The following is a 25,652-nucleotide window of genomic DNA, read 5'->3' as shown; positions in this document are numbered from 1 at the left end:
TCGTTACGTAGAGGCCGGTTACTGTCTTCAAACTTCGGATTGGGTTGTGCCAAGTGGCCGAAAACCACCATGCTATAGCCTCGCCTGTTTTTTGGCTATCGTTTTCTACTTTTGCCCTTCTTTTTTGCCGCGTCGCTCTCTTTATACTTTCGAAACCCCTTATGAAGCAGGTTAAAATTCAGATTCCATCGCTCGTGGAAAATATCCGCGTCGTGGAGAGCTTCATTGATAACTCTAAAGACACGTTCCAGATTGAGGACGATATCTATGGCAATATCATGGTGGCCGTTACGGAAGCTGTGAATAACGCTATCCGACACGGCAATAAGTTTGATAAAGACAAGAACGTGTACCTGTCGCTGTATGTGAACCCCGACCAGCTCAAGTTTGAGATTGAAGACGAAGGCGCCGGGTTTGACTACAACAACCTCGACGACCCGACGGCTCCCGATAATCTTGAAAACCCGGGTGGTCGCGGCATCTTCCTCATCCGCCACCTGGCCGATGAAGTGGAGTTCAGCAAAGAAGGCCGCCGCCTTGAGCTGACTTTCGCCCTGCACCCCGGCACCAACGGTACTTCTGAGCAAGCCGCGGCATGAGCCTAGCCCCCGTCGCCGGCGTGCGCTACTTTGAGGCCCCGGCATTGAGTTTGTCGTCGAAGATGTGCCCGAGTTTGGCCTGCGCGATGCCGAGGACCTCGTGGCCTGGATTGAACGCATCGCGGCAGTACATGAGTATCGTATTGCCCAGCTCACGTTCATCTTCTGCTCTGATGAGTACCTGCACAAGCTGAACATGGAATACCTTAACCACGACACGCTCACCGACATTATCACCTTCGATAATGCCGACGACGCGGAAGTGCTGGAGGGCGATATCTTCATCAGCGTGGAGCGCGTGGCCGACAATGCCAAGGACCTGAATATCAGCTTCCGCGACGAGCTGCACCGCGTCATGATTCACGGCGTGCTGCACCTGCTGGGCTACCACGACAAAGACCTGCTAAGCCAGACTGCCATGCGCCGCAAGGAGGATTACTGCCTCTCGCTGCGCACCTTTTAGGGCCGAACTGGTTGTGCTGGCATGAGTGTCGCGCTTTCCCGCCTGCCCGGCGATTTCCTCGACTATTACCTGGGCCAGGGCTACTACCGCATGGGGCAAAACCTGTTTACCTGCGAGTTTTTACCTCTTGAAACCGGCCTGTATACCACGCACTGGCTGCGCCTGGTGGTGGCCAGGGCCGAATACGGCCCCAAGCAGCGCCGCCTGTTTCGGCTCAATGAGCGGTTTGGGGTGAGCGTCCGGCCCTTTCGGCTCACGCCCGAATACGAGGCGCTTTACGCCCGCTATCACCAGTCGATTGACTTTGAAGCCAATCCTTCGCTGGCCGACCTGCTACTCGACGGTGGTGCGCACAACGTATTCGATACGAACATTATAGAAGTGCGGGACGGTGAGCAGCTGATTGCCGCCGGCGTTTTTGACAGCGGCACCGATAGCATCGCGGGCATTGTTAATTTTTATGACCCGGCCTACCATAGGCACAGCTTGGGCAAATACCTGATGCTGCTCAAGCTGGAGCACGCCCGCCGCCACCAGCTGGCCTATTATTACCCCGGCTACCTGGTGCACGGCTACCCGAAGTTCGACTATAAGCTATTTGCCTGCCTGGCCGCTACGGAGGTTTTTACGGCCCGCACGCACCAGTGGCGGCCCTTCAGCTGGGAGGAAGTGAACCGGCAGGCCGCTGCGTTGCTGGCAGAGCGCCAGGAGCGCGACCAGGACAGGAAAGATAAATAGTAAATATATAATAATATTTCTACGTAAATCAGAGTGTCACTTTCTTTGGCATTGAATGCGTCGCTCACGCGAAAAAGTGCCGCTCCGTTTTACAGCAACTGGCAGCTAGCCATTTTATAACGAACTTTGTAGCCTGTTTTTGTTGTCCTGAAGAGCAATTGTTCCGTCAGGCAATTTTTAACGCTAGCTCCTATGTTCTCCGATACTGAATACGACCTCATCGTGGTGGGCGCGGGCCACGCGGGCTGCGAAGCCGCCGCCGCCGCCGCCAACCTCGGCTCGCAGGTGCTGCTGGTGACGATGAACATGAACACCATCGCCCAGATGTCGTGCAACCCTGCCATGGGCGGCGTGGCCAAGGGCCAGATAGTGCGCGAGATAGACGCCCTGGGCGGCCAGTCGGGTATCATTACCGACCGCACCATGATTCAGTTTCGGATGCTGAACCGCTCGAAAGGCCCCGCCATGTGGAGCCCGCGCGCCCAAAGCGACCGCATGCGCTTTGCCGAGGAGTGGCGCCTGACGCTGGAACAGATTCCGAACGTCGATTTCTGGCAGGAAGCCGTGACCGGACTGCTCATTGAGAACGACGCCTGCGTGGGCATTCGCACCGCGCTGGGCATCGAGTTTCGGAGCAAAACCGTGGTGCTGACCAACGGCACTTTTCTTAATGGCCTGATTCATATCGGAGAAAAGAACTTCGGGGGTGGCCGGGCCGCTGAGAAAAACAGCCGGGGTATCACCGAGCAGCTTATGGAGCTGGGCTTTGAGGCCGGGCGCATGAAAACCGGCACGCCGCCCCGCGTCGATGGCCGTTCGCTCGACTACTCGAAGATGGAAGTACAGGACGGCGACGCCAACCCGAGCCGTTTTTCGTACCTCGACACGCCGCCGCTCACGGGCCAGCGTCCGTGCTACATCACGTACACCAACGAGCGGGTGCATGAAATCCTGCGCGAAGGGTTTGAGAAGTCGCCTATGTTTCAGGGGCGCATCAAGGGCCTGGGCCGCGCTACTGCCCTAGCGTGGAAGACAAAATCAACCGCTTTGCCGACAAGGACCGTCACCAGATTTTTGTGGAGCCCGAAGGCTGGAGCACCGTCGAATGCTACGTGAACGGCTTCAGCAGCTCGCTGCCCGAAGATGTGCAGTACCGCGCCCTGCGCGAAATTGCGGGCTTTGAAAAGGCGAAGATGTTCCGGCCGGGCTACGCAATTGAGTATGACTTCTTTCCGCCTACGCAGCTCACCAGCACCCTCGAAACCAAGCCCGTGCGCAACCTCTGGCTGGCCGGCCAAATCAATGGCACCACCGGCTACGAGGAGGCGGCCTGCCAGGGCCTGATGGCGGGCATCAACGCCCACCAGCGCGCCCACGACAAGCCGGCCTTTACGCTGCGGCGCGACGAGGCCTACATTGGGGTGCTCATCGACGACCTTATCAACAAAGGCACCGATGAGCCTTACCGCATGTTTACTAGCCGCGCCGAGCACCGCATCCTTTTGCGCCAGGATAATGCCGACCTGCGCCTGACGCCGCTGGGCCACGCCCTGGGCCTGGCCAGCGACGAGCGCCTGGCGCGCGTGCGCCAGAAGGAAGCTGACACCCTCGCCGTGCTGGACGTGCTGCAAGGCTTCGGCGTTGAGCCGGCGGCCATCAACGGGTTTTTAGCCGAGCACCACTCGGCTGAGATTCACGAAAAGACCCGGGCTCTCAATATAGTGCGCCGGCCTGCTATTGAGTTGCCGGCTTTGGCAGCCGCTTTGCCCGCGCTGGCCGAAAAGCTGGCGGCCTTCAGCATCGAAGCGCAGGAGCAGGCCATCATCCAGACCAAGTATGAGACGTATTTGCAGAAGGAGCAGCAGCAGGCCCAGCGCATGCGCGAGCTGGAAAACTTTGTGATTCAGGGCCGGCTCAACTACGGGGCGATGCCCGCGCTCAGCCACGAGGCCCGCGAGAAACTACTTAAGATTCAGCCCGAAACGCTGGGGCAGGCTTCGCGCATCAGCGGCGTGAGCCCGGCCGATGTGTCGGTGTTGATGGTCTATCTGGGCCGGTAGGCTTCGCAATAGTCCAAATTCTGCGAACTTTGCCGCGCTTCTTTTTTCGTTATTGTGCCGTTAGAATCTCTCAATACCAGCGAGTTATTAGGTAAGTGCCCGGTATGCTCCAGCCCCGATTTGCAGGCCCGGCTTCAGGTCCAGGACAAATCGGTGAGCCAGGAAACGTTTACCATTCAGCAATGCGGCGGCTGCGGCCTGCAGTTTACCAACCCCCGCCCCACGGCCGCGCACATTGGGCGCTACTATGAGTCAGATGCCTACGTTTCGCACAACAGCAAAGCGCAGGGCATAGTAAACCATGTATATAAGGCAGCTCGCTTTTTCACGGTTCGCCGTAAGGTGGCGCTTATCACGAAGCTCAATGGCGGGCAGGTAGGCCGGTTGCTCGACTACGGCTGCGGTACGGGGCATTTTCTGGCCCGGTCCAAAAGCGCCGGCTGGCAGGTAACGGGTATCGAGCCCAACCCGCGGGCGCGGCAGGATGCTGCTTCCCGCGTGGGCCAGCCTGTTCTGGATGCTTCAGCGCTCGCTGCCTTACCCGCCGCCAGCTTCGATGTGATAACGCTGTGGCACGTGCTGGAGCACGTGCATCTGCTCAACGAAACCCTTCGCCAGCTGTTGGCGGCCCTGAAGCCGGGGGCCGGCTGCTGGTGGCCGTGCCCAATCCCGAAAGCCTGGATGCACAGCACTATCGCCAGGACTGGGCTGCTTACGATGTGCCGCGCCACCTCTACCATTTCGTGCCGGCTACTATGCAGGCGCTGCTGAGCCGACACGGGCTGCGCATCAGCCAGACCGTGCCGCTTTCCCTGGATGCGTATTATGTAAGTATGCTAAGCGAGCGAAACCTGCCGGCCGAGCGGGGCGGGGGGCCGCTGGCCGTGCTCAAAGCGGGGTATCGGTCTAACCAGTACGCGGCCCAGCACGGCGGGCAATATTCAAGCTTGCTCTACGTAGCCGAGCGGACTCTGCCCGCCGCCAGCTAGCCGGCTCACCGGAAGCGGCCTATTTTTACCGAGTTTTTCCGCCGCTATATTGCCGATGAGTTTTCGAGCTGCTTTTTATTGGTTGTTGATTAGTAAATCAAAAGCATGGGCCGGCCGGCGGAGCCGGGGGCCGAAGCGCTACTGGCGCTGACCCTGCTGCTGGGCCTGGGCAGCTGCGCGGCCATCAGCTCGCCGCAGGGCGGCCCGCGCGACAAAACGCCGCCGCGGCTCATTGCCACCTCGCCCGACAGCGCGGCCCGCAACGTGAAGCAACAGTTTATCCGCCTCACATTTTCGGAGCCGATTCAGGTAAAAGACCTGACTAAGAACCTGCTTATTACGCCCCAACTGCGGCCCGACAACTCGTACTCGGTGCGTACCGACCGAGACGCCGTATCGCTGCTGTTCAAAAAACCGCTGGAAGCCAATACCACGTATTCGTTTAACTTCCGCAAGGCCATCTCGGATGCGACAGAAAGCCAGCCCGCCAAATACCAGGCCCTGAGCTTCAGCACCGGCGCCACTCTCGACTCGGGCGCGGTGCGCGGCAGTGTATCGGACCTGCTTACGGGCCGCCCGGCCAACGACGTAGTAGTGGGCCTTTACCGCACCAGCGATACCATAACCGTGCGCCGCGGCCAGCCCTACTACCTTACCCGCACCGACGATAAAGGGCAGTTCCAGCTCCGTTTTATTCGCGTAGCGCCCTACCGGATATATGCCTGGACGGATAAAAACAATAATAACCGCTTCGACGACGGCGAGAAAATCGCTTACCTGCCCGCGCCGCTCCTGGTAAACGATACCACCGCGCCCGCGTGCTGAAGCTGGTGCGGCCCGACCGCCTGCCGGCCCGGCGCACGGGTATCGAATCGGCTCCCACGCAGGTGCGCGTACAGTTCAACGAGGGCCTGCGCACGGCTACCCTGGCACCGCTGGTCCCGGCAGATGCGGCGGCAGACGCCGCCGTGCAGGCCGCTACCCAGCTGGCCGATTTCGGGCATACCCTGGTTATATATAAAACTCCTGCTATTAGCGATGGGCGCTACCTGCTGGCTACTGCCGACAGCGTGGGCAACGAGCACCGCGATACCCTGAATATTCGCTTCCCGGTGCCGACGGCGACCGGCAAAAAGCAGGCCGTGGCTGGCACTACGCTGGCCGGCAACCCGCGCACGGTGTACCGGCAGGGCCAGCTGAGATTCCGCTTTCCGGTGCCGGTGCAGCTGGTGGCCGGTAAAGCCCCCGGCACGCTCACCGAAGACTCGGTCAAAAGCCACCCTTTGCGCATGCCCGCCGAGGCCGCGCTCAGCCCGAACCGAACCGAGCTGGTAGTAAATATTGATACCAAAGCGCTGAAATACATAGAAATCCGCCTGGATTCTACCGCTATTCTAGCCATCAATGGGCAGTCGCTGGGCTTGAAGCGGGCTGTGCGCCTGCCGGTAGTAGACCAGGACCCCAGCGGGGTAATTACCGGTCCCATCCAAACCAGCGTGAAGTCGTTTGACTTGCAGCTGCTCGATGAGAAGTTTTTGCTGGTGGCGCAGCTGCACACCCCGCGCGGCGCGTACCGCTTCGACCACCTGGCTCCCGGCAAGTACCGCCTGCGCGTGCTCATCGACCAGGATGGGGACGGCCACTGGCGGGGCGGCGACCCCAAGCTGCTGCTGCCGGCCGAGCCGGTGTTTCTCTACCCCAAAGTGCTGGAAGTACGCGCCGGCTGGGAAGCCGAAGAAAAGCTGAGCTTTTAAGCAGTCACTCGCTTTTGGCTGCTGAGCTGCCAACCGGCGCTGGCTGTGCCTAAACGGGCTCAACCCGTGGGTTGAGCCCGTTTTTAGTTGGTATTGGTGGATAACTAAGCTGCCTTTGCAGTTACTGAGGCCGGCTTTTACCGTTTATACACGAGTTATCCACCGGGTTATCCACGCGGCGGGGTAGCCGGGCGCTTTTCTGTGGAAAAGTATGGGGAAAGCTCCCCGGCACTGGTGGATAAAATGAGCACAAGTTTTTTTGGTAATCCGGCCCGGCTGGCAGCTAAGCCGCGCTGTGGATAAGCGTTGATAACTCGGCCGGCTCACAAACACTATTCACACTGGCCCTACCCTGTGGATTGTGAATTCGTGGATAACCCGTGTGAATAGTGAATAACTAGGGTAAATATCTCATAAACAGTGAAATGATATACACACAGCCTGTGGATACCCGCTGTATAAGTCAGGAGTTACCCACCAGTTATCCACGCTGTGGACAACTCACCGGGCTTATCCACTTATCCACTGCCCTGATGGATGAAAACAAAAAGGATTTTTTAAAAAGAAATTAATTCATCTTTTAAACTTGTGGAAAACTTCGGCCGGCCAAAACTTTCGTTCGGGAAGCCACGCCAACCCGGCCCGGCCGGCAGCCGTTGAAAAAAGCTGAACCCGCAAAACGAACGCATGCCATTCGACTACGACCTGGATTTTACGCGCACCGACTTCCGGGCGCACCCAGAGCTGTACCGGGTGGGCAAGGGGGAGCAGGGCGTGCTGCTGGTGCAGCCCTACAAGGGCGAAATCCTGCCGCACTGGCGCTTTAAAGATGCCGCCGCGGCCCGGGAGTCATCGGCGGCCATTTGGGCGCTCTTCGAGGCTTATTTGAAGAATGACGACTTTGTGGGGGCTGACATGGCCCGCAAATTTTTGCAGATGGGCTTTACCCGCGCCCGGCGCTATGCCAATCATGCCGGCGGTAAAAAGTACGCGGGCCCCGTGCCGGCCGATAAAAAAGGCCAGAGTGGGGCCCACGGCCGCTCCGAGCTACCCCGCACTGCTGTGCCCGATGCGGATAAAGTAGAAGCCGCCGCTATTTTTAAGCAGAAGTGGGACGAGGCTAAAGCCCGGCCCGAGTATCAGCGCCAGAAAGCCACCTTCGAGGCCCGGTACGGGAAGTAGTGACTGCCCAACGGGCTACCTTTGCACCAACTTCAACATTCTATCCGCATGAGCACCCCTAGCACCACTCCCAGCAGCATCGAGGAAAACGAAATTATCCTGGGCACCGGCATGGGCCCCTTGCGCTTCGGCACTACCATGGACGAAGTACGGACCCTGGTGGGCGAGCCTGAGGAAATCGATGAGTCGGAAGACGAAGACGAATTTGAGCACCAGGCCTGGAACTACTACGAAGACGACCACCTGCTTTCCCTTTACTTCGACCGCGAGGACGACTTCCGCCTGAGCTGCATCGAGACGGATAACCCCAACCTTTGCTTGTTTGGCGAGGCTATTCACGGCCGGCCGCTCGACCAGATTAAGGCTCTCATGCAGCGCAACGGCCAGGCATCGCCCGAAATCGAAACCATGGAAGGCGGTGAGGTTCGGCTCTCCTACGAAAAATCGATGATTGATATGTACTTCGAAGAGGGCCAGCTGCAGTTTGTCAACTTTGGCGTCTTCATCAACGACGATTTGGAGGTGCAATGGCCGAAGTAGGCTTTCCGCCCGAAAGCCTGAAAGTTCCCCGCATTATCCAGTATCAGCCCGGTCAAGCTGATAGTTATCCACAAAAAAGCCCTTTTTAAGTGTTGATAAGTGGATAACTCGGTGAACGTGGGATTATTCCCAGGTTACCAAAAGTGGTAATAGCCAATCTGACTAGCAAAAAAAGCCAACCCTAACCGGGTTGGCTTTTTACTTGAGTAGCATGGACCAGGGCCGCAGCAGGCGTACTACTTACCCGCTGATAGCGCGAAAAAGCAGGAACAAACCTCCTGCCAACACCATCGTCACGGGTAGAGTAAGTACCCAGGCCAGGGCAATACTGCGTATCATCTGGGGATTGATGTTTTTAACGCCGCGACTGGCCACCATCGAGCCGGCGATAGAGGAGGTCAGCACGTGGGTAGTCGAAGTAGGCAGGCCAAACTGCGTGCTTACCCCAATCATCGCGGCGGCCACCAGCTCGGAGCTGGCTCCCTGCGCATAAGTCAAATGCTCTTTGCCAATGCGCTCGCCAATAGTTTTAACGATGCGCTGCCAGCCAATCATGGTGCCGCAAGCCAACGAAAGCGATACCATGAGCAGCACCTGCCAGGGCGCGTAGTCGGTAAAGGTTTTCATGCTCTTTATGGCATCTTCGTACGTGTTGCGGTCGGCAGTACTGAGGCTGATATGCTCGGAGCCGAGGAGTTTTTTGCCACGGTTGGCCAGCAGCAAGATGTCGCGCCGAATCTCGAAGCGCGAGTTGGTGGGCAGGTCTTCCACCTTATTCTTGCCGGCAAATACTCGGTCGAGGTCGGCCGTTTGGGCACGTACTTCCGTGAGAAGATTCTGGTCAGTGGTGGTTAGCTCACTGGCATTCATGCGGTTGATAACATATTCGACTTTGCCAAGCGAGTCGCGCAGGTCGAGCGGGTTCTTCGAGTTGTCGAGTGCAAAATGAATAGGCACGATGCCAATGAGAATCAGCATGATAAGTCCTACGCCCTTCTGCCCGTCGTTGGAGCCGTGAAAAAAGCTTACCAGCGTGCAGGTAGTAATGAGCGTGAGGCGAATGAAAAGCGGCGGCGGCTTGCGCTTGTGGGGCTCCTTAAAAAGGGCTTTGCTGGGCGAGAAGCGCTTGAGCAAAAACATCATCAGAATGGTGAAGCTAAAGCCCAGAATGGGGCTGAGCAGCAGTGCGAGGCCGCTCTCGCCGGCCTTGCTCCAGTTGACGGCCGCGCCCTTGCCGCCCGGTAATAGCGAAAACGCTATACCTACCCCGAGAATGGAGCCGATGAGCGCGTGCGAGCTCGACGACGGAATACCGTAGTACCAGGTGCCCACATTCCAGATAATAGCCGCCACGATGAGCGCGCCAACCATCGCAATGCCGTGGTACACATTTTGGTCGACCAGGCTTTCGACGGGCAGCAGGTACACGATGCCCATCGCGACGCCGATACCGCCGGCAAAAACCCCGATGAAGTTCCAGAAAGCCGACCATACTACCGCCACCCAGGGCCGCAGTGTATTGGTATAGATGACGGTGGCCACGGCATTCGCCGTGTCGTGAAAGCCATTCACAAATTCAAATGCGCAAGCTGCTAGCAAACAAATGGCTAGCAGCAGCAATACATGGGGTTCAAGTCCGAACATACAGGGAGGCCGGGGTGGGGTGCCGGCCCGCAAAATTAGCCCCCGGTGAAGCTACTGGTATGTTACCGAATTATGACCAGGGATTTACATATATTTAATGGGCTTGTACCGAATTTAGTGAGTGTCCCCGGTTCAGCCCCTTACAAATCCGGGCAATCCGATTAAATCCGTGCTAATCCGTGGTCTACCTTTGCTGCTTATGAGTAAGCCCACTTCGCCCGCAGAAAGCACCCAGCTAAAAGATATTGTGGCCCACGCCAAAGAATACGGCTTCGTATTCCAGTCTTCGGAAATCTATGACGGCCTGGCTGCCGTGTACGACTACGGCCCCAATGGCGTGGAGCTGAAAAACAACCTCAAGCGCCTGTGGTGGGAAGCCATGACCCAGCTCCACGGCAACGTGGTGGGCCTCGACGCCGCCATCTTCATGGCTCCGCAAACCTGGGAGGCCAGCGGCCACGTAGCGGGCTTCAACGACCCGCTCATCGACAACCTCGACAGCAAGAAGCGCTACCGCGCCGATGTACTGCTCGAAGAGAAGGCCGCTGAGTACGAAAACGCTGGCGACCCCGCGCGCGGCGCCGCCCTCACCGCCGAGATGGGCCGCCTGCTGACCGCCAATGACCTGGCCGGCGTGCGCCAGCTCATCATCGATGAGAAGATTCTGTGCCCCGTTTCCGGCACCGGCAAGTGGACGGAGGTGCGCCAGTTCAACCTGATGTTCTCGACCCAGGGCTCGGCCGTCGACTCGGAGGCACCGCCCGTGTACCTGCGCCCCGAAACGGCCCAGGGGATTTTTGTCAACTTCCTGAACGTGCAGAAGTCGGCCCGGATGAAAATTCCGTTCGGCATTGCGCAAATCGGCAAGGCCTTCCGCAACGAGATTGTGGCCCGGCAGTTCATTTTCCGCATGCGCGAGTTCGAGCAGATGGAAATGCAGTTCTTCGTGCGCCCCGGCACGGAAGGGGAGTGGTACGACACCTGGAAGGCCGCCCGCCGGCGCTTTCACGAGGCCATCGGCCTGCCGGCCGAGAAGCTGCGCTTCCACGACCACGACAAGCTGGCCCACTACGCCAAGGCCGCCGTGGACATTGAGTACGAGTTTCCCTTCGGCTTCAAGGAGATCGAGGGTATTCACTCGCGCTCCGACTTCGACCTGACCCAACACCAGAACCTGAGTCGCAAAAAGCAGCAGTATTTCGACAATGACCTTGACCCCGCCACCGGCAAGCCCTACGGCAACTACGTGCCCTACGTGGTCGAAACCTCGGTGGGAGCCGACCGCCTGTTTCTGGCCACGCTCTGCCAGGCGTTTCAGGAAGAAACCATCACGGAAGGCGAGGGCGACGCCCAAACTACCAAGCAGCGCACCGTACTGAAGCTGCACCCGGCCGTGGCGCCCATCAAGGCGGCCATCTTCCCGCTGGTGCGCAAGGACGGCATGCCCGAAAAAGCCCAGCAGATTTTCGACGACCTGCGCTTCGACTTCCGCCTGGTAATTGAGGACAAGGATGCCATTGGCAAGCGCTACACGCGTCAGGACCTAATCGGGACGCCGTTTTGTATTGTAGTCGATGGCCAGACCCTGGAAGACGATACCGTGACGGTGCGCCACCGCGACACCCGCGCGCAAACCCGGATGCCCATCAGCGCGCTGCGGAGCTACATTGGGGACGCCGTGAGTTTCAAGACGGTGTTTGCCAAGCTGTAGGGTGCACCTTCTGCCCCTGAGCTACGTTACGCTTCATTCTTAGCTGTTTCTCATTATGCTGCGCTACATTCACGACCGTATTACCGTTCACCCCGACTTGTGCGGGGGTAAGCCGACCATTCGAGGCAAGCGCCTTACAGTGCAGACTGTGTTGGAGTTTCTGGCGGCTGGTGATAAGCCGGAGGAGATACTAGAGGACTATGATTTTCTGGAACTGGCAGATATTGAGGCATGTCAGCATTTTGCTTTGAAAACTGCTCTTGAAGCTTTACACCATCGCGTCTATTTGCCAGCTGCGGCTTGAATTCTTCTTGCGGGTGCAGTAACGGGCTCGGCAAAGAAGGCGTACAGGTTGTAAATAACAGATAAATGCCTGAATTTCTGATTGATGCTAATCTGCCCAAGCGGTTGCGCTTCTGGCATAACGAATCCTGTATCTTTCTGCCTGATGATGAATGGCACGACAGCTTAGTGTGGAACTATGCTCATGCACATAACTTAACCATCGTAACCAAGGACGGCGATTTTGAGAAACTGGCTTTAGGCAGTGGGCCGCCGGTTGTAATCATTTTGTGTGTGGGTCGGGCCTCACGCCAAGAAATGTGGAGCATTTTGCAACACTGGTGGGCCGCCGCCCGCGATGCTAGCAGGCAGCCTGACTGCCGCTTGGTACGCATCTTTCCCGACTGCATTGAAGTAGTTGAATCTGCTTCGCTAATCTTCTAAGCTTATGTGGGGACATATCGCCCTCTTTATCATCAAGTACCGGCAGTGGCTGCTGGGCCTGATTGCTGTGTTTACCGTCACGATGGCCTGGTTTGCCAAAGACGTGGAGATGACCTACGACTTTGCCCAGGTGGTGAGCCCGAAGGACCCCGACATGGTGTACTTCCAGCAGTTCAAAAAGACCTTCGGCGAGGATGGCAACATTCTCGTGCTCGGAATGCAGGATAGCTCGGTGTACCAGCTGGCCAAGTTCAACCAGCTGCACCAGCTCACCGATACGCTGGCCAAAGTGGAAGGCGTGAGCGGCGTGCTCGGCATCACGCGCCTTATCCAGATTGAAAAGGATACGGTCAATTCGAAATTCGTGACCACGCCCATCTTCAAGGCGGCCCCGCGCTCGCAGCACGAGCTAGACTCGTTGATGCGGGTGGTCAACAGCATCGAGTTTTATAAAGGGCAGATTATTGCCCCGCGCACCGGCGCCACGCTGCTGGCCGTCACGCTCGACCCCAAGTACCTGAACTCCAACCGCCGGCAGGCAGTGATGAACCACATCCTGGGCCACGCCGAGCGGTTTGAGAAGGCAACGGGCATCAAAATGCACTACGCCGGCCTGCCCTACGTGCGCTCCACGATGACCAGCAAGGTAGCCGGCGAGATGAAGTTCTTCGCCATGCTGGTAGTTATCGTGATGGGTATCACGCTGTTTCTGTTCTTCAGAACGTGGTCGGCCGTGGTTTTTCCGCTGCTGGTAGTTGTCATCGTGATGATTTGCTGCGTGGGAAGTATAGTGCTTTTAGGATATAAGATAAACCTGCTCACGGGTCTCATCCCGAGTATTCTGGTGGTGATTGGGGTGCCCAACTGCACGTACCTGCTCTCGCGCTACCACTACGACTACCGCAAATCGGGCAACCAGATACTGGCCATGACGCGGGTTATCCGCAAAATCGGGCTTATCACGCTCATGAATAATACGACCACGGCCATCGGCTTCGTAGTATTCACTTTTACCGATATTGCCATTCTCTACCAGTTTGGCATGGTGGCGACAATTAACATCTTCATCGCCTTCATTATCAGCTTTATTATGATTCCGGCGGTGTTTACCTACCTGCCGCCTCCCACCGAAAAGCAGCTCGAACACCTCGACTCGAAGCCCCTGCTGGGCATTGTCCACTTCCTCGACCACATTGTGCTGCACAAGCGCGGCACCATTTACCTGGCGGCGCTGGGTTTGCTCGTTATTGCGGGCGTAGGTATTCGCAAGATTGAGGCCGTGTCGTTTATGGTGGATGACCTGCCCAAATCCAGTTCGGTCAATACCGACCTGGACTTCTTTCAGGCCCACTTCAGCGGCGTAATGCCGCTCGAGTTTGTGGTAGATACCGGTAAGCCCAAGGGCCTGCTCAAGCTGCCCAACTTGCAGAAAATCGACCAGTTCGAGCGCTTTCTGCGCACCCAGCCCGAGCTTTCGCCGCCCATTAGCATGGTCACGTTTATCAAGGCCGCGACCCAGGCGTTCTACAACGGCCAGCCCGAGTTTTATCGCCTGCCTAATAACGACGATAAAAACTTTATTCTGAGCTACCTGGCTAATTCCCAGGGTAGTACGACCAAAGCCAGCCCCGACTCGACCAAAACCACGGCCGCCCAGGGCACGGCCGGCAGCTCGATGAACAAGCTGCTCAACAGCTTCGTCGATAAGAACTCGCAAAAAGCCCGTATCAGCCTCAAAATAGCCGACATTGGCTCGCACAAGCTCGATACGCTGATTATGCGCCGCATTGAGCCGGCCATGAAGCGCATCTTCGCCAATTCGGGCATGAAAGTGACGCGCACCGGCACCACGGTCATCTTTACCAAAGGCAATGAGTACGTTATCGGCACGCTGCGCGAAAGCCTGATGTGGGCCTTCGGGCTGGTAGCGGTGGTGGTACTGCTGCTGTTCCGCTCGTTTCGTACCATCTTTTATGCCCTCACGCCCAACCTGTTTACCCTGGCCCTCACGGCCGGCATTATGGGGTATTTCGGCATTGCGCTCAAGCCCAGCACGGCCCTCATTTTTGTGATTGCGCTGGGTATTGATGGCGACAACTCCATTCACCTGCTGGCCAAGTTCCGGCAGGAGATGGCCATGGCCGGCCGCACGGTTACCGATGCCATTACCAACACACTGAGCGAGGCGGGCACCAGCATGATATACACCAGTATTGTGCTTTTTATCGGCTTTAGCATCTTCGCCTTCAGCGAGTTTGGCGGTACCAAGGCGCTGGGCGTGCTCATGGGAGCGTCGCTGCTGATAACTAATTTCTCCAACCTCGTGCTGCTTCCCGCGCTGCTCGTGACCTTTGAGCACGGCAAGGACGAGAAAATCCCGGACAACGCCCCCATTCGCCACTACGACGATAACTACCACGAGGAAGACGACGACATGGACCAGAATCTGCAACGCCTGAGCGTGGAGCGGGCCAAGGTTAAAACGACTTAGAACTACCTAAATTAAAGCGAAAAGAACGTCATGCTGAGCTTGCCGAAGCATCTCTACCACACCGTTAAGGATGTTTGGTAGAGATGCTTCGACAAGCTCAGCATGACGGACGTTTAGAGAAGTAAAAATGACTTACCCCGAATACAAGCAGCCGCTCGACTACGCCAAGCTCGCCACCGACGTGCGGGCCTATTGGGAAGCCAACGGCATTTTTGAGAAGAGCGTGAGCAGCCGCGAGGGCCAGCCCACCTTCGTGTTTTACGAGGGCCCGCCCTCGGCCAACGGCCAGCCCGGCATTCACCACGTGATGGCGCGGGCGGTGAAGGATATCTTCTGCCGCTACCAGACGCAGCTCGGCAAGCAGGTTCCCCGCAAGGGCGGCTGGGACACCCACGGCCTGCCCATCGAGCTGCAGGTGGAGAAGGAGCTGGGCATCACGAAGGAGGATATCGGCCACAAAATCAGCGTCGAAGAGTATAACCAGCGCTGTCGCGAAACCGTGATGCGCTTCAAGGCCCAGTGGGATGAGCTGACTCAGCAAATGGGTTATTGGGTGGACCTCGACGACCCCTATATTACCTTCGAGCCCGAGTACATCGAGAGCTGCTGGGCCTTGCTCAGGAAGCTCTACGACAAGGGCTTGCTCTACAAAGGCTATACCATTCAGCCCTACTCGCCGGCCGCCGGCACCGGCCTTAGCTCACACGAGCTGAACCAGCCCGGCACGTACAAGGACGTGAAGGACACGACCGTGGTGGCGCAGTTTAAGGTGGTTGAAGATGAGAACTCAAAGAAGCTATTTGACCAGCTTGATGTAACTCGCACGCTGGATTCCAGCGACATTTATTTCCTTGCTTGGACTACTACGCCTTGGACTTTACCGGCCAATACAGGGCTAGCCGTAGGAAAAAATATCCGCTACTTACTGGTTAGAACCGCGAACCCTTATACCAAACAGGACTGCTGCGTAATCCTAGCCAAAGACTTATTTAGTAAGTATTTCGCAACGGATAAATCTCCCAGTGAGTTTGAAATCGTAAATACGCCCAATTATCTAAACCAACATGGGATAGGTGGTACTAGCATCAATTACAGTGGTGCAAGTGAGTTCACGCCGCTGGTTGATAATAAGGGTAAAATTCTCTGGTGGCAGATTTATGGTGAATTTACCGGCGCCGACTTAGTTGGCATCCATTACGAGCGCTTATTCAATATCGAAGCCGGTTTCCCTCATTTTGAAGGCGAGGAAAGCGCCTTCCGCGTAATTCCCGGCGACTTTGTGACGACGGAGGACGGCACGGGCATCGTGCACATTTCGCCCACATTTGGCGCGGACGACTTCCGGGTAGCGCAGCTCAACGGCATCCCCGCGCTGATGGTGGCCGACGACCAGGGCAAGCTTGGGCCCATAGTGGACCGCACGGGCCGCTATGTGGCCCAGATGGGCGAGTTTGGCGGCCGCTGGGTGAAGAATTACGACGGCCACGACCAGAGCGGCGCCGACTATAAAACGCTGGATGAGAGCATCGCCATTCGGATGCGGACCAACGGCACGGCCTTTAAAACCGAGAAGTACGAGCACACCTACCCGCACTGCTGGCGCACCGACAAGCCGGTGCTGTACTACCCGCTCGACTCGTGGTTTATCAAGACCACGGCGGTGAAAGACCGGCTCATCGAGCTGAATAAAACCATCAACTGGAAGCCCGAAAGCACCGGCACCGGCCGCTTCGGCAACTGGCTCGAAAACCTGGTAGACTGGAACCTCAGCCGCTCGCGCTACTGGGGCACGCCGCTGCCCATCTGGCGCACCCAGGACCGCACCGAGGAAATCTGCATCGGCTCGATTGCCGAGCTAAAGGCGGAGATTGACAAGGCCGTAGCGGCCGAAGTCATGACCCATAACCCTTACGCCAACGGCGAAAAGGTGGATTTGCACCGCCCTTACGTGGACGATATTTTCCTGGTGTCGCCTAGCGGCCAGCCCATGTACCGTGAGCCCGACCTCATCGACGTGTGGTTTGACTCGGGTGCCGTGCCGTATGCGCAGTGGCACTATCCGATTGAAAACAAAGCCATTTTCGAGAAGAATTTCCCCGCCGACTTCATCGCCGAAGGCGTGGACCAGACGCGCGGCTGGTTCTTCACCCTGCACGCGCTGGCCGTGATGCTGGAAGACTCGGTGGCCTTCAAAAACGTGATTGCCAACGGCCTGGTGCTCGACAAGAGCGGCAACAAGATGAGCAAGCGCCTCGGCAATGCCGTGGACCCGTTTGCCACCATCGCGCAGTACGGCCCCGACGCTACCCGCTGGTATATGATTGCCAACGCGCCACCGTGGGACAACCTCAAGTTTGACCCGGCCGGCATCACGGAGGTGCAGCGCCGCTTCTTCGGCACGCTCTTCAATACGTACTCCTTCTTCGCCCTTTATGCCAACCTCGACAGCTTCCGCCTGGGCAGCGCGCCGAGCGTGCCCGTAGCCGAGCGGACGGAACTGGACCGCTGGATACTAAGCAAATTGCAGAGTCTGCTGGCCGAAGTGCGCGGCCACTACGACAGCTACGACCCCACGAAAGCCGCCCGCGCCATCCAGGATTTCGTGACCGACCAGCTCTCCAACTGGTACGTGCGCCTGTCGCGCCGCCGCTTCTGGAAAGGCGAGCTAACCACCGATAAGCAAGCCGCTTACGAAACACTGCACGAGTGCCTGAGCACCGTGGCGCAGCTCATGGCGCCCATCGCGCCCTTCTTTGCCGACTGGCTCTACGGCAACCTGACCAAAGACCAGCCTACCGCCGAATCGGTGCACCTGACCTACCTGGCCCAGGCTGATACCTCGCTCATCGACAAGGCCTTGGAAGAGCGTATGGAGCTGGCCCAGCGCATTAGCTCGCTTACGCACTCGCTGCGTAAAAAGTCGGTGCTGAAGGTGCGTCAGCCTTTGCAGCGCATCCTGGTGCCGGTGCTCAACGACACGACCAAGGAGCAGGTTGGCAAGGTGGAAGACCTGATTTGCGCCGAGGTGAACGTGAAGCACATCGAGTTTCTGGATGACACCAGCGGCGTGCTGGTAAAGTCGGTGAAGCCCAATTTCAAGCGCCTTGGCCAGGTATATGGCCCGCGCCTGAAAGCTGTGGGCGCCCGTATCCAAACTCTGAGCAGCGACGAGCTGAGCCAGCTCGAAAAGCAGGGCGAGCTAGCCGTAGAAGTAGAAGGCGAACCCCTGACGCTGCACCTCGACGAGGTTGAAATTCGCACCCAGGACCTGCCCGGCTGGCTCGTGGCTACCGATGGCCCGCTTACCGTGGCCCTCGATGTGACCCTTACCGATGAATTGCGTCAGGAAGGCCTGGCCCGCGAGCTGGTCAACCGCCTCCAGAACCTGCGCAAAGACTCGGGCCTGGAAGTGCAGGACCGCATCAATGTTACATTGGCCGCCACGGCACCCGCCGAGATGCAAGCGGCGGTAGCCTCGTTTGGCGACTACATCCGCGAGGAAGTGCAGGCCCAGCGCCTGGAATTCGTACCGGAAGTCGCTGGCGGCGCGGTGCTGGAGTTTGATGATTTCTCGGTGCCCGCCAAAGTAACCGTAGTAACTACCTGAATGTGAGAGGCCCGGCTGCATCGAAAGATACGGCCGGGTTTTCTTTCGTACAAAGCCAATTTTTCGCCGCTTTTAAAGGTTTTGAAACCTTCTAATTCGGTATAAAACAGTACAAAGCAATCTGAGTTTCACCTGTGCCGACCGACTTATCCGTGGATTCCTCTTATCAGCCCTCGCACTACCCGGCGCGACGGGGCAGCGTTTTGCCTTTTTTCCTGCTGGCGTTGCTGGTTATTGGCCTCGACCAGTTTTCTAAATATCTGGTGCATAAGCATATGCAACCGGGCTTGGCGGGTGAGATTTCACTTATCGGCCACTGGTTTAAGCTACACTATACGCTTAACCCCGGTATGGCTTTCGGTGTGGAACTGCTACCACCGCCTTATGGCAAGCTGGTGCTCACGGCTTTTCGCCTGCTGGCGGCCGGTGGCATCAGCTATTATATCGTGTATTTGTGGCGGCATCGGGCGGCGGCGGGGTTTATTGCCTGCATGGCGCTCATTCTGGGCGGGGCCGTGGGCAATGTAGTCGACTCGGTTTTCTACGGCGTCATTTACCACAATGCGCCTTTTGGCTCGCCCACGCCCTGGTTTTTTGGGCAGGTTATCGATATGATTTATGTCGATATCTACGAAGGCTTTCTGCCCGCGGCCTGGCCGCTGGTAGGAGGGAAGTACGTGTCGCTCTGGCCTATATTCAATTTGGCTGATTCTTCCATTTTTATCGGCGTGGCGTTGATTTTGCTGCTGCAAGGTCGTTTTTTTAAGCAAACGCAGGCGCAGAACGCCGTAGTCGCCCCGGCCGATAATTCGGGTATAATATAATATATTTTATATAGTAAAAGTACAATAAATGCCGCTCCTCTTCGTTCAGGACCTCACCATCGACTTTCACTCGCAGCGCGGCAGTACCCGCGCCGTGGCAGGCGTGTCGTTTGAGGTGAATAGGGGAGAGGTGGTAGCGATTGTGGGCGAGTCGGGCTCGGGCAAGTCGGTAACCTCGCTGGCGCTGCTGGGCCTGCTGCAAAAGCCGGCCGCGCATATCGAAAAGGGCAGCGCCCGGTTTGAATCGGAAAAACTGGGCGAAGTTGACCTGCTGCAGCTCAGCGAAGCGCAGCTGCAGCAGGTGCGGGGCAACGACATCAGCATGATTTTTCAGGAGCCCATGACTTCCCTGAATCCCGTGCTGACCTGCGGCTACCAGGTGGTGGAGGCCCTGCTTTTGCATACTTCACTGAGCAGGAAGGAGGCCGAAGCCCGCACCATTGAACTGTTTACCGAGGCGCAGCTGCCGCGTCCGGCTCAGATTTTTAAAGCCTACCCGCACGAAATAAGTGGGGGCCAGAAGCAGCGCGTGATGATTGCCATGGCCATGGCCTGCCGCCCGGCGCTGCTCATTGCCGATGAGCCAACCACGGCGCTCGACGTGACGGTGCAGGCGCGCATCCTGCAGCTCATCCGCGACCTGCGCCGCGAGCACGGCACGGCGGTGCTCTTTATCACCCACGACCTGGGCGTGGTAGCTGAGATTGCCGACCGCATTCTGGTGATGTACCGTGGCCGGGTAGTGGAGCAGGGAACAGTGCTCGACATCTTTACCAAGCCCCAGCATCCGTACACGCGGGGCCTGCTGGCCTGTCGGCCCCGCCTCTCGATTGGCAAGACTCGGCTGCCAGTAGTGGCTGATTTTATGTCGCTTGACTCGGTGGGTAACTTGGTAGCCAAGGCGGGTGGGGTGGAAGCAGAGGCCCTGCAAACTGATTTCTCCCATTTACAAACCAATTCTGACACTGCCAAAGCGTTCCCCGTGGAACAAAAACTATGTTCCACGGTCGCCGCACCGCTTCTGCAAGTCGAAAACCTGCGCGTGTATTTTCCCGTGCGCAAAGGTTTTTTTTCGCGCACTACCGAGTTTGTCCGGGCCGTTGACGACGTCAGCTTTACCATCTATCCGGGCGAAACGGTGGGCCTCGTGGGCGAGTCGGGCTGCGGCAAAACCACGCTCGGCCGGGCCTTACTACGTCTTACGGAACCAACCTCGGGCCGCATTCTGTTTGAAGGCACTGACCTGGCGCGCCTGCCGGCTGGCGAACTGCGCCGCCGTCGGCGCGAGTTTCAGCTCGTGTTTCAGGACCCGTACGCGGCCCTGAACCCCATGCTCACGGTGGGCGAAGCCATTCTGGAGCCGCTGCGCGTGCATGGGGTAGGCGGCAGCCGAGCCGCGCAAAAGGCGCGGGTGCGGGAGCTGCTGCGCACGGTGGGCCTCAGCGACGATGCCGAGCAGCGCTACCCGCACGAGTTCAGCGGCGGGCAGCGGCAGCGCATCTGCATTGCGCGGGCGCTGGCGCTGCGGCCCAAGCTCATTGTGTGCGATGAGTCGGTGTCGGCCCTCGATGTGTCGGTACAGGCGCAGGTGCTCAACCTGCTCAACGACCTCAAGCGCGAGCTGAGCATTACCTATCTCTTCATTACCCACGACTTGTCGGTGGCCCGGTTTATGAGCGACCGGCTGCTGGTGATGAGCCAGGGCAAAATTGTGGAGAGCGGCCCCGCTGCCGAGGTGTACGACCGGCCGCAGCACGCATACACGCAGCAGCTGCTGGCCGCAATTCCGAGCGACGACCCGGCGCTCATCGCGGCGCGGGTCGGGTAGTGGCGGGGCTTATTTCTGTCTGGCCGTTTGCGCTGCACAGTCTGGTTTAAGCTCGTCTTCCAGACCCTGCGAACATCCTTTATCTATCGCCGTTCATACGGTGAGCGGAGATTAAGTCCCGCTTTTACATTTACCCACGCGTCGCCTTCGTCAATCTTACCCCAAGCTGTCCGGCGGCCGTCTTTTTTACCCCATGAAAAACCCCAAGACCCCGCTGCCCCCGCGCCGCTCGCGCGAAGGCCGCTCCCGCCGCTCCGGCCAGCATCAGCCAGGAAATTGTGTACCGGCAGTTTGCCGATAACCCCGGCAAGGTGCTGGCTTACCGCCAGCTTTCGCGCCGCCTCGGCATTACTACCAAAGACCAGCGCGAAGAGCTGTTTGCTCATCTCAAAACCCTGCGCAAAACCGGCCGCCTGGAGCTGCTTCAGAACGACGAATACCGCCTGGCCAACCCAACTGACCTGCAAGTAGCCGCCAGCGCTGCTAAGGGCCGGAAACCGGCTAAAAAAGTACCAGTTGCCGCCGTAGTGCCCGACGATGAGTTTGGGCAGGACCCTATTATTCACCGCCGCCGCTCGGCCGGCTTCGACCATCCCGGCGATGGCCCCGACCGGCGCCCGGTGCGCGATAGCAATACTGTTATTGGCACGGTCTCGCTGGCTACCCCGCGCTTTGCCTTTGTGGTGCGCGAGGATGGGCAGGGCGACGACATTCGGGTATTTACCGACCAGCTGCGCTACGCCTTGGATGGCGACCTGGTACGGGTGCGCCTGCGGGGCATGCGCGACGGCCGCCTCACCGGCGATGTAGTAGAAGTGCTCAAGCGCCAGCGCTCCGAAGTGGTAGGCCGCCTGCAAGTGCAGGGCTCCATTGGCTTCGTGAAGCCCGATAGCCGCAAGGCGTATTTCGACGTGATGGTGCCGCCCCAGGAGCTGCACGACTCGCGCAACGGCGATAAGGTGCTGGTGCGCATCACCGAGTTTCCGGAGCACGAGGGGCAGGGCCGTAACCCGGTCGGCACTATCATTCGCAACTTCGGCGCGGCCGGCCAGAACGAGGCTGAGATAAACGCCATCATGGCCGAGTTTGGCCTGCCCTTCGAGTTCCCAGCGGCGGTAGAAGAGGAAGCTGATGCTATTCCGACCGAAGTGACGCAGGAAGAAATTGCCCGGCGGCGCGACTTCCGCGCTATTACCACCTTTACCATTGACCCGGCCGACGCCAAGGACTTTGACGATGCCCTAAGCCTGCGCACGCTCGAAAACGGGCACTACGAAGTGGGCGTCCATATTGCCGATGTGACGCATTACGTACGGTTGGGTACGGAGCTGGAGCGCGAAGGCAAGAGCCGCGCTACCTCGGTGTACCTAGTAGACCGCGTGATTCCGATGCTGCCTGAAAACCTTTCGAATGGCCTTTGCTCGCTGCGGCCCAACGAGGACAAGCTGACCTTCTCGGCCGTGTTTGAGATTGACGAGAAGGGCAAGCTGCACGAGTCGTGGTTTGGCAAAACCGTCATTCACTCCGACCGCCGCTTCAGCTACGAGGAAGCCCAGGAGCGCATCGAAACCGGCGAGGGCGATTATGCTGAAGAAATCAACCTGCTCAACCGGCTGGCTAAAAAGCTTTCGGCCGAGCGCTTCCGCAAGGGCGCCATCAGCTTCGAAACCCAGGAAGTGAAGTTCAAGCTGGGTCCCGATGGCAAGCCCTCGGCGTGTACGTGAAGGAGCGCAAGGACGCGCACAAGCTTATCGAGGAGTTTATGCTGCTCGCCAACAAGCGCGTGGCCGAGTTCGTGTTTGGTCTCAAGAAAACCAAGCCGCGCTTCACCATGGTGTACCGCACCCACGACGCGCCCGACCCCGACCGCCTCGAAAACTTCTCGCTCTTCGCCCAGAAGTTTGGCTACAAGCTCAACCTGGCCAACCCCAAAAAAATCAGTACCGAGCTCAATAAGCTCAGCGAAGACGTGGTAGGTAAGCCCGAACAAAACGTAATTCAGGGCCTGGCCATTCGCTCCATGTCGAAGGCCATTTACACTACCGAGCCGCTGGGGCACTTCGGGTTGGCCTTTGCACACTACTCGCACTTCACCTCGCCCATCCGCCGCTACCCCGACATGATGGCCCACCGCCTGCTCGAGCACTACCTGGAAGGCGGCAAGAACGTGGCCGTCGAACCCGTGGAAGAAGAGTGCAAGCACTCCTCAGCCCGTGAGAAGCTAGCCGCCAATGCCGAGCGCGCCAGCATCAAGTACAAGCAGGTCGAGTACATCGGCACGCACATCGGCGAGCAGTTCAAGGGCGTGGTATCGGGCCTTACCGAGCGCGGCATCTACGTCGAGATTGAAGCCAATAAGTGCGAGGGCATGATTCGTATCTCCGATATTCCGGGCGATACCTGGGAGCTAGATAAAGAGAACTACCGCATCGTGGGCCGCGGCTCCAAGCGGATTATTCAGTTCGGCGACGAGCTGCAAGTTATCGTGACTTCGGCCAACCTGCTCGACCGCACCATCGATATGGAGCTGGTCGATAACCGGCCCGAAAGCGTGAAGCAGCGCGAGCGCGCCGAGCGCGAAGCCGGCCGCGGTGGCCGGGGCGCCCGCAACCGCGACGGCAACAGCAAAGGCGGTGGTTACAAAGGCGGCAAGGGCAGCGGCCGTGAGGGTAGCAGGCCCCGCCGATAGTTTTATATGTCATAGCGAGCGCGGCAATCGCGCCTGAACGAAGTCCATGTGAGCCGTTCAGGCGCGATTACTGCGCTCGCTATGACAAATATGTATAAACGACCTTTGCCCCGTGCAACCCGACCTCTCCTCTCTCCTGACTACAGCCCTGCGTCAGCTCGATTACGGCCAGCAGCCTGCCACGCTCTACGACCCCATTCGCTACATCATGAGCCTTGGCGGCAAGCGGCTGCGGCCCCTGCTCACGCTGCTCGGCGGTCAGCTTTTCACCGACGACCTGGCGCCGCTCGTGAAGCCGGCACTGGCAACCGAAGTCTTTCACAACTTCACGCTGCTTCACGACGACCTCATGGACCAGGCGCCGCTGCGGCGCGGTCAGCCGACTGTACACGAGAAGTGGAACCCCAACGTGGCTATTCTCTCGGGCGATGTGATGCTGGTGCGCGCCTACGAGCTGCTGTTTGAAAACGTACCGCTGCCGCTGCTGCCCCAGGTGCTGCGCCGCTTTTCCCAAACTGCCGCCGAGGTGTGCGAGGGCCAGCAGTGGGACATGAACTTTGAGACCGATACCAGCATTACCATTGCGCAGTATCTCGACATGATTCGGCTTAAAACGGCCGTGCTGCTGGGCTTCGCGCTGGAGCTGGGAGCTGTGCTGGCCGGTGCCGCGGCCGAAGATGCCGAGCACCTGCGGCAGTTCGGCACCGACATCGGCCTGGCTTTTCAGCTGCGCGACGACCTGCTCGATGTGTATGGCGACGCCGCGACCTTCGGCAAGCGCGTGGGCGGCGACATTATCTCTGATAAGAAAACCTTTCTGCTGCTGACGGCCCAGGCCCAGGCCAACGGGGCTCAGCAAGCCACGCTGGCGCGCTACCTCGGGCAGCCCCTGGCCGATACCGATGCCAAGGTGCGCACCGTGCGCGGCATCTACGACGAGCTCGGAATCCGCCCTCAGACCGAAGCCCTCATCAACGACTACTTCCAGGCTGCTTTGCAGCATTTGGAGCGCGTAGCGGCCCCCGCCGCGCGTAAGCAGCCCCTTCATCATCTCGCGCTCCAGCTCATGGACCGCGAAAGCTAAGAACCCGTGCTCAACCCCATTCTGATTCTTATCGGCCTCACGGTCGCCATCTCGGCCTACGCCTGGTCCAACGCCGACCTTATGCGGGCCTGGATTATGCAGCCCTACCTGATGGCCCGCTCCAGCGGGCAGTGGTATCGCCTGCTCACCTCCGGCTTCCTGCACGCCGACTGGCCGCATCTGTTTTTCAATATGTTTGCCTTCTACTCCTTCAGCCCCGTGGTGCTGGCTGCGCTGGCGCAGCGGTATGGCACGGGCGCGGGCTGGGCTTGTTTCTGCTCTTGTACCTGGGCGGCATTGTTGTGTCGGATGTGCCCACCTACTTTCAGCACCGCGACGACCGCGACTATCGCAGCCTCGGGGCGTCGGGCGGGGTAGCGTCGGTGCTGTTTGCCAGCATCCTGCTTTTTCCGGTGAATACCCACGGCGGCGGCATCATCATTTTCCCGATTCTGGTGCCCATTCAGCCCTTCCTGTTCGGCTTGCTCTACCTCGCTTATTCCTACTACATGGGTCGGCGGCGGGCCGATAACGTCAACCACGACGCGCACTTTTACGGGGCGCTCTTCGGGGTGCTTGTTATCATTGCACTGGTACCCGGCGTGCTCCCCGGTTTTTTTCAGCAAGTGACCGCTTATAGATTTTAAATAATTGATAATCAAGGAGTAATCTGGAAAAGATATCCATATGGGAGTCAGCCGCGTAGAAATCCCACATTCTTTC

Annotated in this window: 22 protein-coding genes and 2 pseudogenes; 23 read left to right on the top strand and 1 reads right to left on the bottom strand. The window is 58.4% G+C overall.

All coding sequences use genetic code 11. From position 1 onward, the window contains the following. Positions 1–161 precede the first annotated feature (161 nt). The 11 genes and pseudogenes from GKZ67_RS17835 (at position 162) to GKZ67_RS17790 (ending at position 8,325) form a co-directional block, all read left to right on the top strand. Positions 162–599, top strand: a complete 438-nt coding sequence (locus GKZ67_RS17835) for an ATP-binding protein (protein WP_173245037.1) — start codon at positions 162–164, stop codon at positions 597–599. 64 nt (positions 600–663) lie between these two features. Next, positions 664–1,062, top strand: coding sequence for an rRNA maturation RNase YbeY (ybeY, locus tag GKZ67_RS17830; RefSeq protein WP_254244920.1), 399 nt, complete (start codon positions 664–666; stop codon positions 1,060–1,062). Between the two features lie 21 nt (positions 1,063–1,083). Further along, positions 1,084–1,800 carry a GNAT family N-acetyltransferase gene (locus GKZ67_RS17825; protein WP_254244919.1) on the top strand — a complete coding sequence of 239 codons (717 nt, stop codon included), beginning with the start codon at positions 1,084–1,086 and terminating at the stop codon, positions 1,798–1,800. Positions 1,801–1,992: 192 nt separating this feature from the next. Beyond that, positions 1,993–3,122: pseudogene (locus GKZ67_RS25335) on the top strand (FAD-dependent oxidoreductase); the annotation flags it as partial. A gap of 21 nt (positions 3,123–3,143) precedes the next feature. Further along, positions 3,144–3,860, top strand: coding sequence for a hypothetical protein (locus GKZ67_RS25330; protein ID WP_410505088.1), 717 nt, complete (start codon positions 3,144–3,146; stop codon positions 3,858–3,860). A gap of 54 nt (positions 3,861–3,914) precedes the next feature. Then, on the top strand, positions 3,915–4,631 hold the full coding sequence (locus GKZ67_RS17815) for a class I SAM-dependent methyltransferase (RefSeq protein WP_173245034.1): 717 nt from the start codon (positions 3,915–3,917) through the stop codon (positions 4,629–4,631). Next, on the top strand, positions 4,604–4,849 hold the full coding sequence (locus tag GKZ67_RS17810) for a hypothetical protein (RefSeq protein ID WP_173245032.1): 246 nt from the start codon (positions 4,604–4,606) through the stop codon (positions 4,847–4,849). The genes GKZ67_RS17815 and GKZ67_RS17810 overlap by 28 nt, the downstream gene beginning before the upstream one ends. Positions 4,850–4,954: 105 nt before the next feature. Next, positions 4,955–5,674, top strand: a complete 720-nt coding sequence (locus tag GKZ67_RS17805; RefSeq protein WP_173245028.1) for an Ig-like domain-containing domain — start codon at positions 4,955–4,957, stop codon at positions 5,672–5,674. Continuing rightward, positions 5,668–6,603 carry a hypothetical protein gene (locus GKZ67_RS17800; RefSeq protein ID WP_173245026.1) on the top strand — a complete coding sequence of 312 codons (936 nt, stop codon included), beginning with the start codon at positions 5,668–5,670 and terminating at the stop codon, positions 6,601–6,603. The genes GKZ67_RS17805 and GKZ67_RS17800 overlap by 7 nt, the downstream gene beginning before the upstream one ends. A gap of 687 nt (positions 6,604–7,290) precedes the next feature. Continuing rightward, positions 7,291–7,785, top strand: a complete 495-nt coding sequence (locus tag GKZ67_RS17795; RefSeq protein ID WP_173245023.1) for a DUF4385 domain-containing protein — start codon at positions 7,291–7,293, stop codon at positions 7,783–7,785. 48 nt (positions 7,786–7,833) lie between these two features. Continuing rightward, positions 7,834–8,325 carry a hypothetical protein gene (locus tag GKZ67_RS17790; protein WP_254244918.1) on the top strand — a complete coding sequence of 164 codons (492 nt, stop codon included), beginning with the start codon at positions 7,834–7,836 and terminating at the stop codon, positions 8,323–8,325. A gap of 240 nt (positions 8,326–8,565) precedes the next feature. Here GKZ67_RS17790 and GKZ67_RS17785 read toward each other — a convergent pair whose 3' ends face one another. After that, a complete protein-coding gene (locus GKZ67_RS17785; protein ID WP_173245021.1) occupies positions 8,566–9,969 on the bottom strand; it encodes an inorganic phosphate transporter in 1,404 nt (467 codons plus the stop codon). Between the two features lie 199 nt (positions 9,970–10,168). Between GKZ67_RS17785 and GKZ67_RS17780 the strand changes: the two genes are divergently transcribed. The 12 genes and pseudogenes from GKZ67_RS17780 to GKZ67_RS17735 all read left to right on the top strand — a co-directional run bounded on the left by GKZ67_RS17780 (position 10,169) and on the right by GKZ67_RS17735 (position 25,576). Next, positions 10,169–11,680 (top strand): glycine--tRNA ligase, encoded by a 1,512-nt coding sequence (locus tag GKZ67_RS17780; protein ID WP_173245018.1) that lies wholly within the window; start codon positions 10,169–10,171, stop codon positions 11,678–11,680. A 55-nt stretch (positions 11,681–11,735) separates the two neighbouring features. Continuing rightward, entirely contained in the window at positions 11,736–11,984 is a 249-nt protein-coding gene (locus GKZ67_RS17775) for a DUF433 domain-containing protein (RefSeq protein WP_151086677.1), read from the top strand. Positions 11,985–12,049: 65 nt separating this feature from the next. Then, the gene (locus tag GKZ67_RS17770; protein WP_173245015.1) at positions 12,050–12,406 is read left to right on the top strand and encodes a DUF5615 family PIN-like protein; all 357 of its coding nucleotides are present in this window, start codon (positions 12,050–12,052) and stop codon (positions 12,404–12,406) included. A 4-nt stretch (positions 12,407–12,410) separates the two neighbouring features. Then, a complete protein-coding gene (locus GKZ67_RS17765; protein ID WP_173245012.1) occupies positions 12,411–14,897 on the top strand; it encodes an efflux RND transporter permease subunit in 2,487 nt (828 codons plus the stop codon). 127 nt (positions 14,898–15,024) lie between these two features. Continuing rightward, positions 15,025–18,504 carry an isoleucine--tRNA ligase gene (ileS, locus tag GKZ67_RS17760; protein WP_173245009.1) on the top strand — a complete coding sequence of 1,160 codons (3,480 nt, stop codon included), beginning with the start codon at positions 15,025–15,027 and terminating at the stop codon, positions 18,502–18,504. Between the two features lie 152 nt (positions 18,505–18,656). Then, positions 18,657–19,328: a lipoprotein signal peptidase gene (locus tag GKZ67_RS17755; RefSeq protein WP_254244917.1), complete on the top strand. Its 672-nt coding sequence runs from the start codon at positions 18,657–18,659 to the stop codon at positions 19,326–19,328. Between the two features lie 28 nt (positions 19,329–19,356). Continuing rightward, entirely contained in the window at positions 19,357–21,156 is a 1,800-nt protein-coding gene (locus GKZ67_RS17750; protein ID WP_173245006.1) for an ABC transporter ATP-binding protein, read from the top strand. Positions 21,157–21,434: 278 nt separating this feature from the next. Further along, positions 21,435–23,251 (top strand): annotated as a pseudogene (locus tag GKZ67_RS23860) (ribonuclease R family protein); the annotation flags it as partial. Between the two features lie 24 nt (positions 23,252–23,275). Beyond that, positions 23,276–23,845, top strand: coding sequence for a S1 RNA-binding domain-containing protein (locus tag GKZ67_RS25325; protein WP_410505087.1), 570 nt, complete (start codon positions 23,276–23,278; stop codon positions 23,843–23,845). Between the two features lie 112 nt (positions 23,846–23,957). Next, on the top strand, positions 23,958–24,929 hold the full coding sequence (locus GKZ67_RS17740; RefSeq protein ID WP_254244914.1) for a polyprenyl synthetase family protein: 972 nt from the start codon (positions 23,958–23,960) through the stop codon (positions 24,927–24,929). Positions 24,930–24,935: 6 nt separating this feature from the next. Beyond that, positions 24,936–25,307, top strand: a complete 372-nt coding sequence (locus GKZ67_RS23850) for a rhomboid family intramembrane serine protease (RefSeq protein ID WP_254244913.1) — start codon at positions 24,936–24,938, stop codon at positions 25,305–25,307. After that, on the top strand, positions 25,199–25,576 hold the full coding sequence (locus GKZ67_RS17735) for a rhomboid family intramembrane serine protease (RefSeq protein ID WP_254244912.1): 378 nt from the start codon (positions 25,199–25,201) through the stop codon (positions 25,574–25,576). The genes GKZ67_RS23850 and GKZ67_RS17735 overlap by 109 nt, the downstream gene beginning before the upstream one ends. Positions 25,577–25,652 lie beyond the last annotated feature (76 nt).

Source organism: Hymenobacter sp. BRD67 (assembly GCF_013256425.1).
Lineage (GTDB): Bacteria > Bacteroidota > Bacteroidia > Cytophagales > Hymenobacteraceae > Hymenobacter.
Note: the sequence above shows the minus strand (reverse complement) of the source record. Positions and strands in the feature narration are given on the sequence as shown.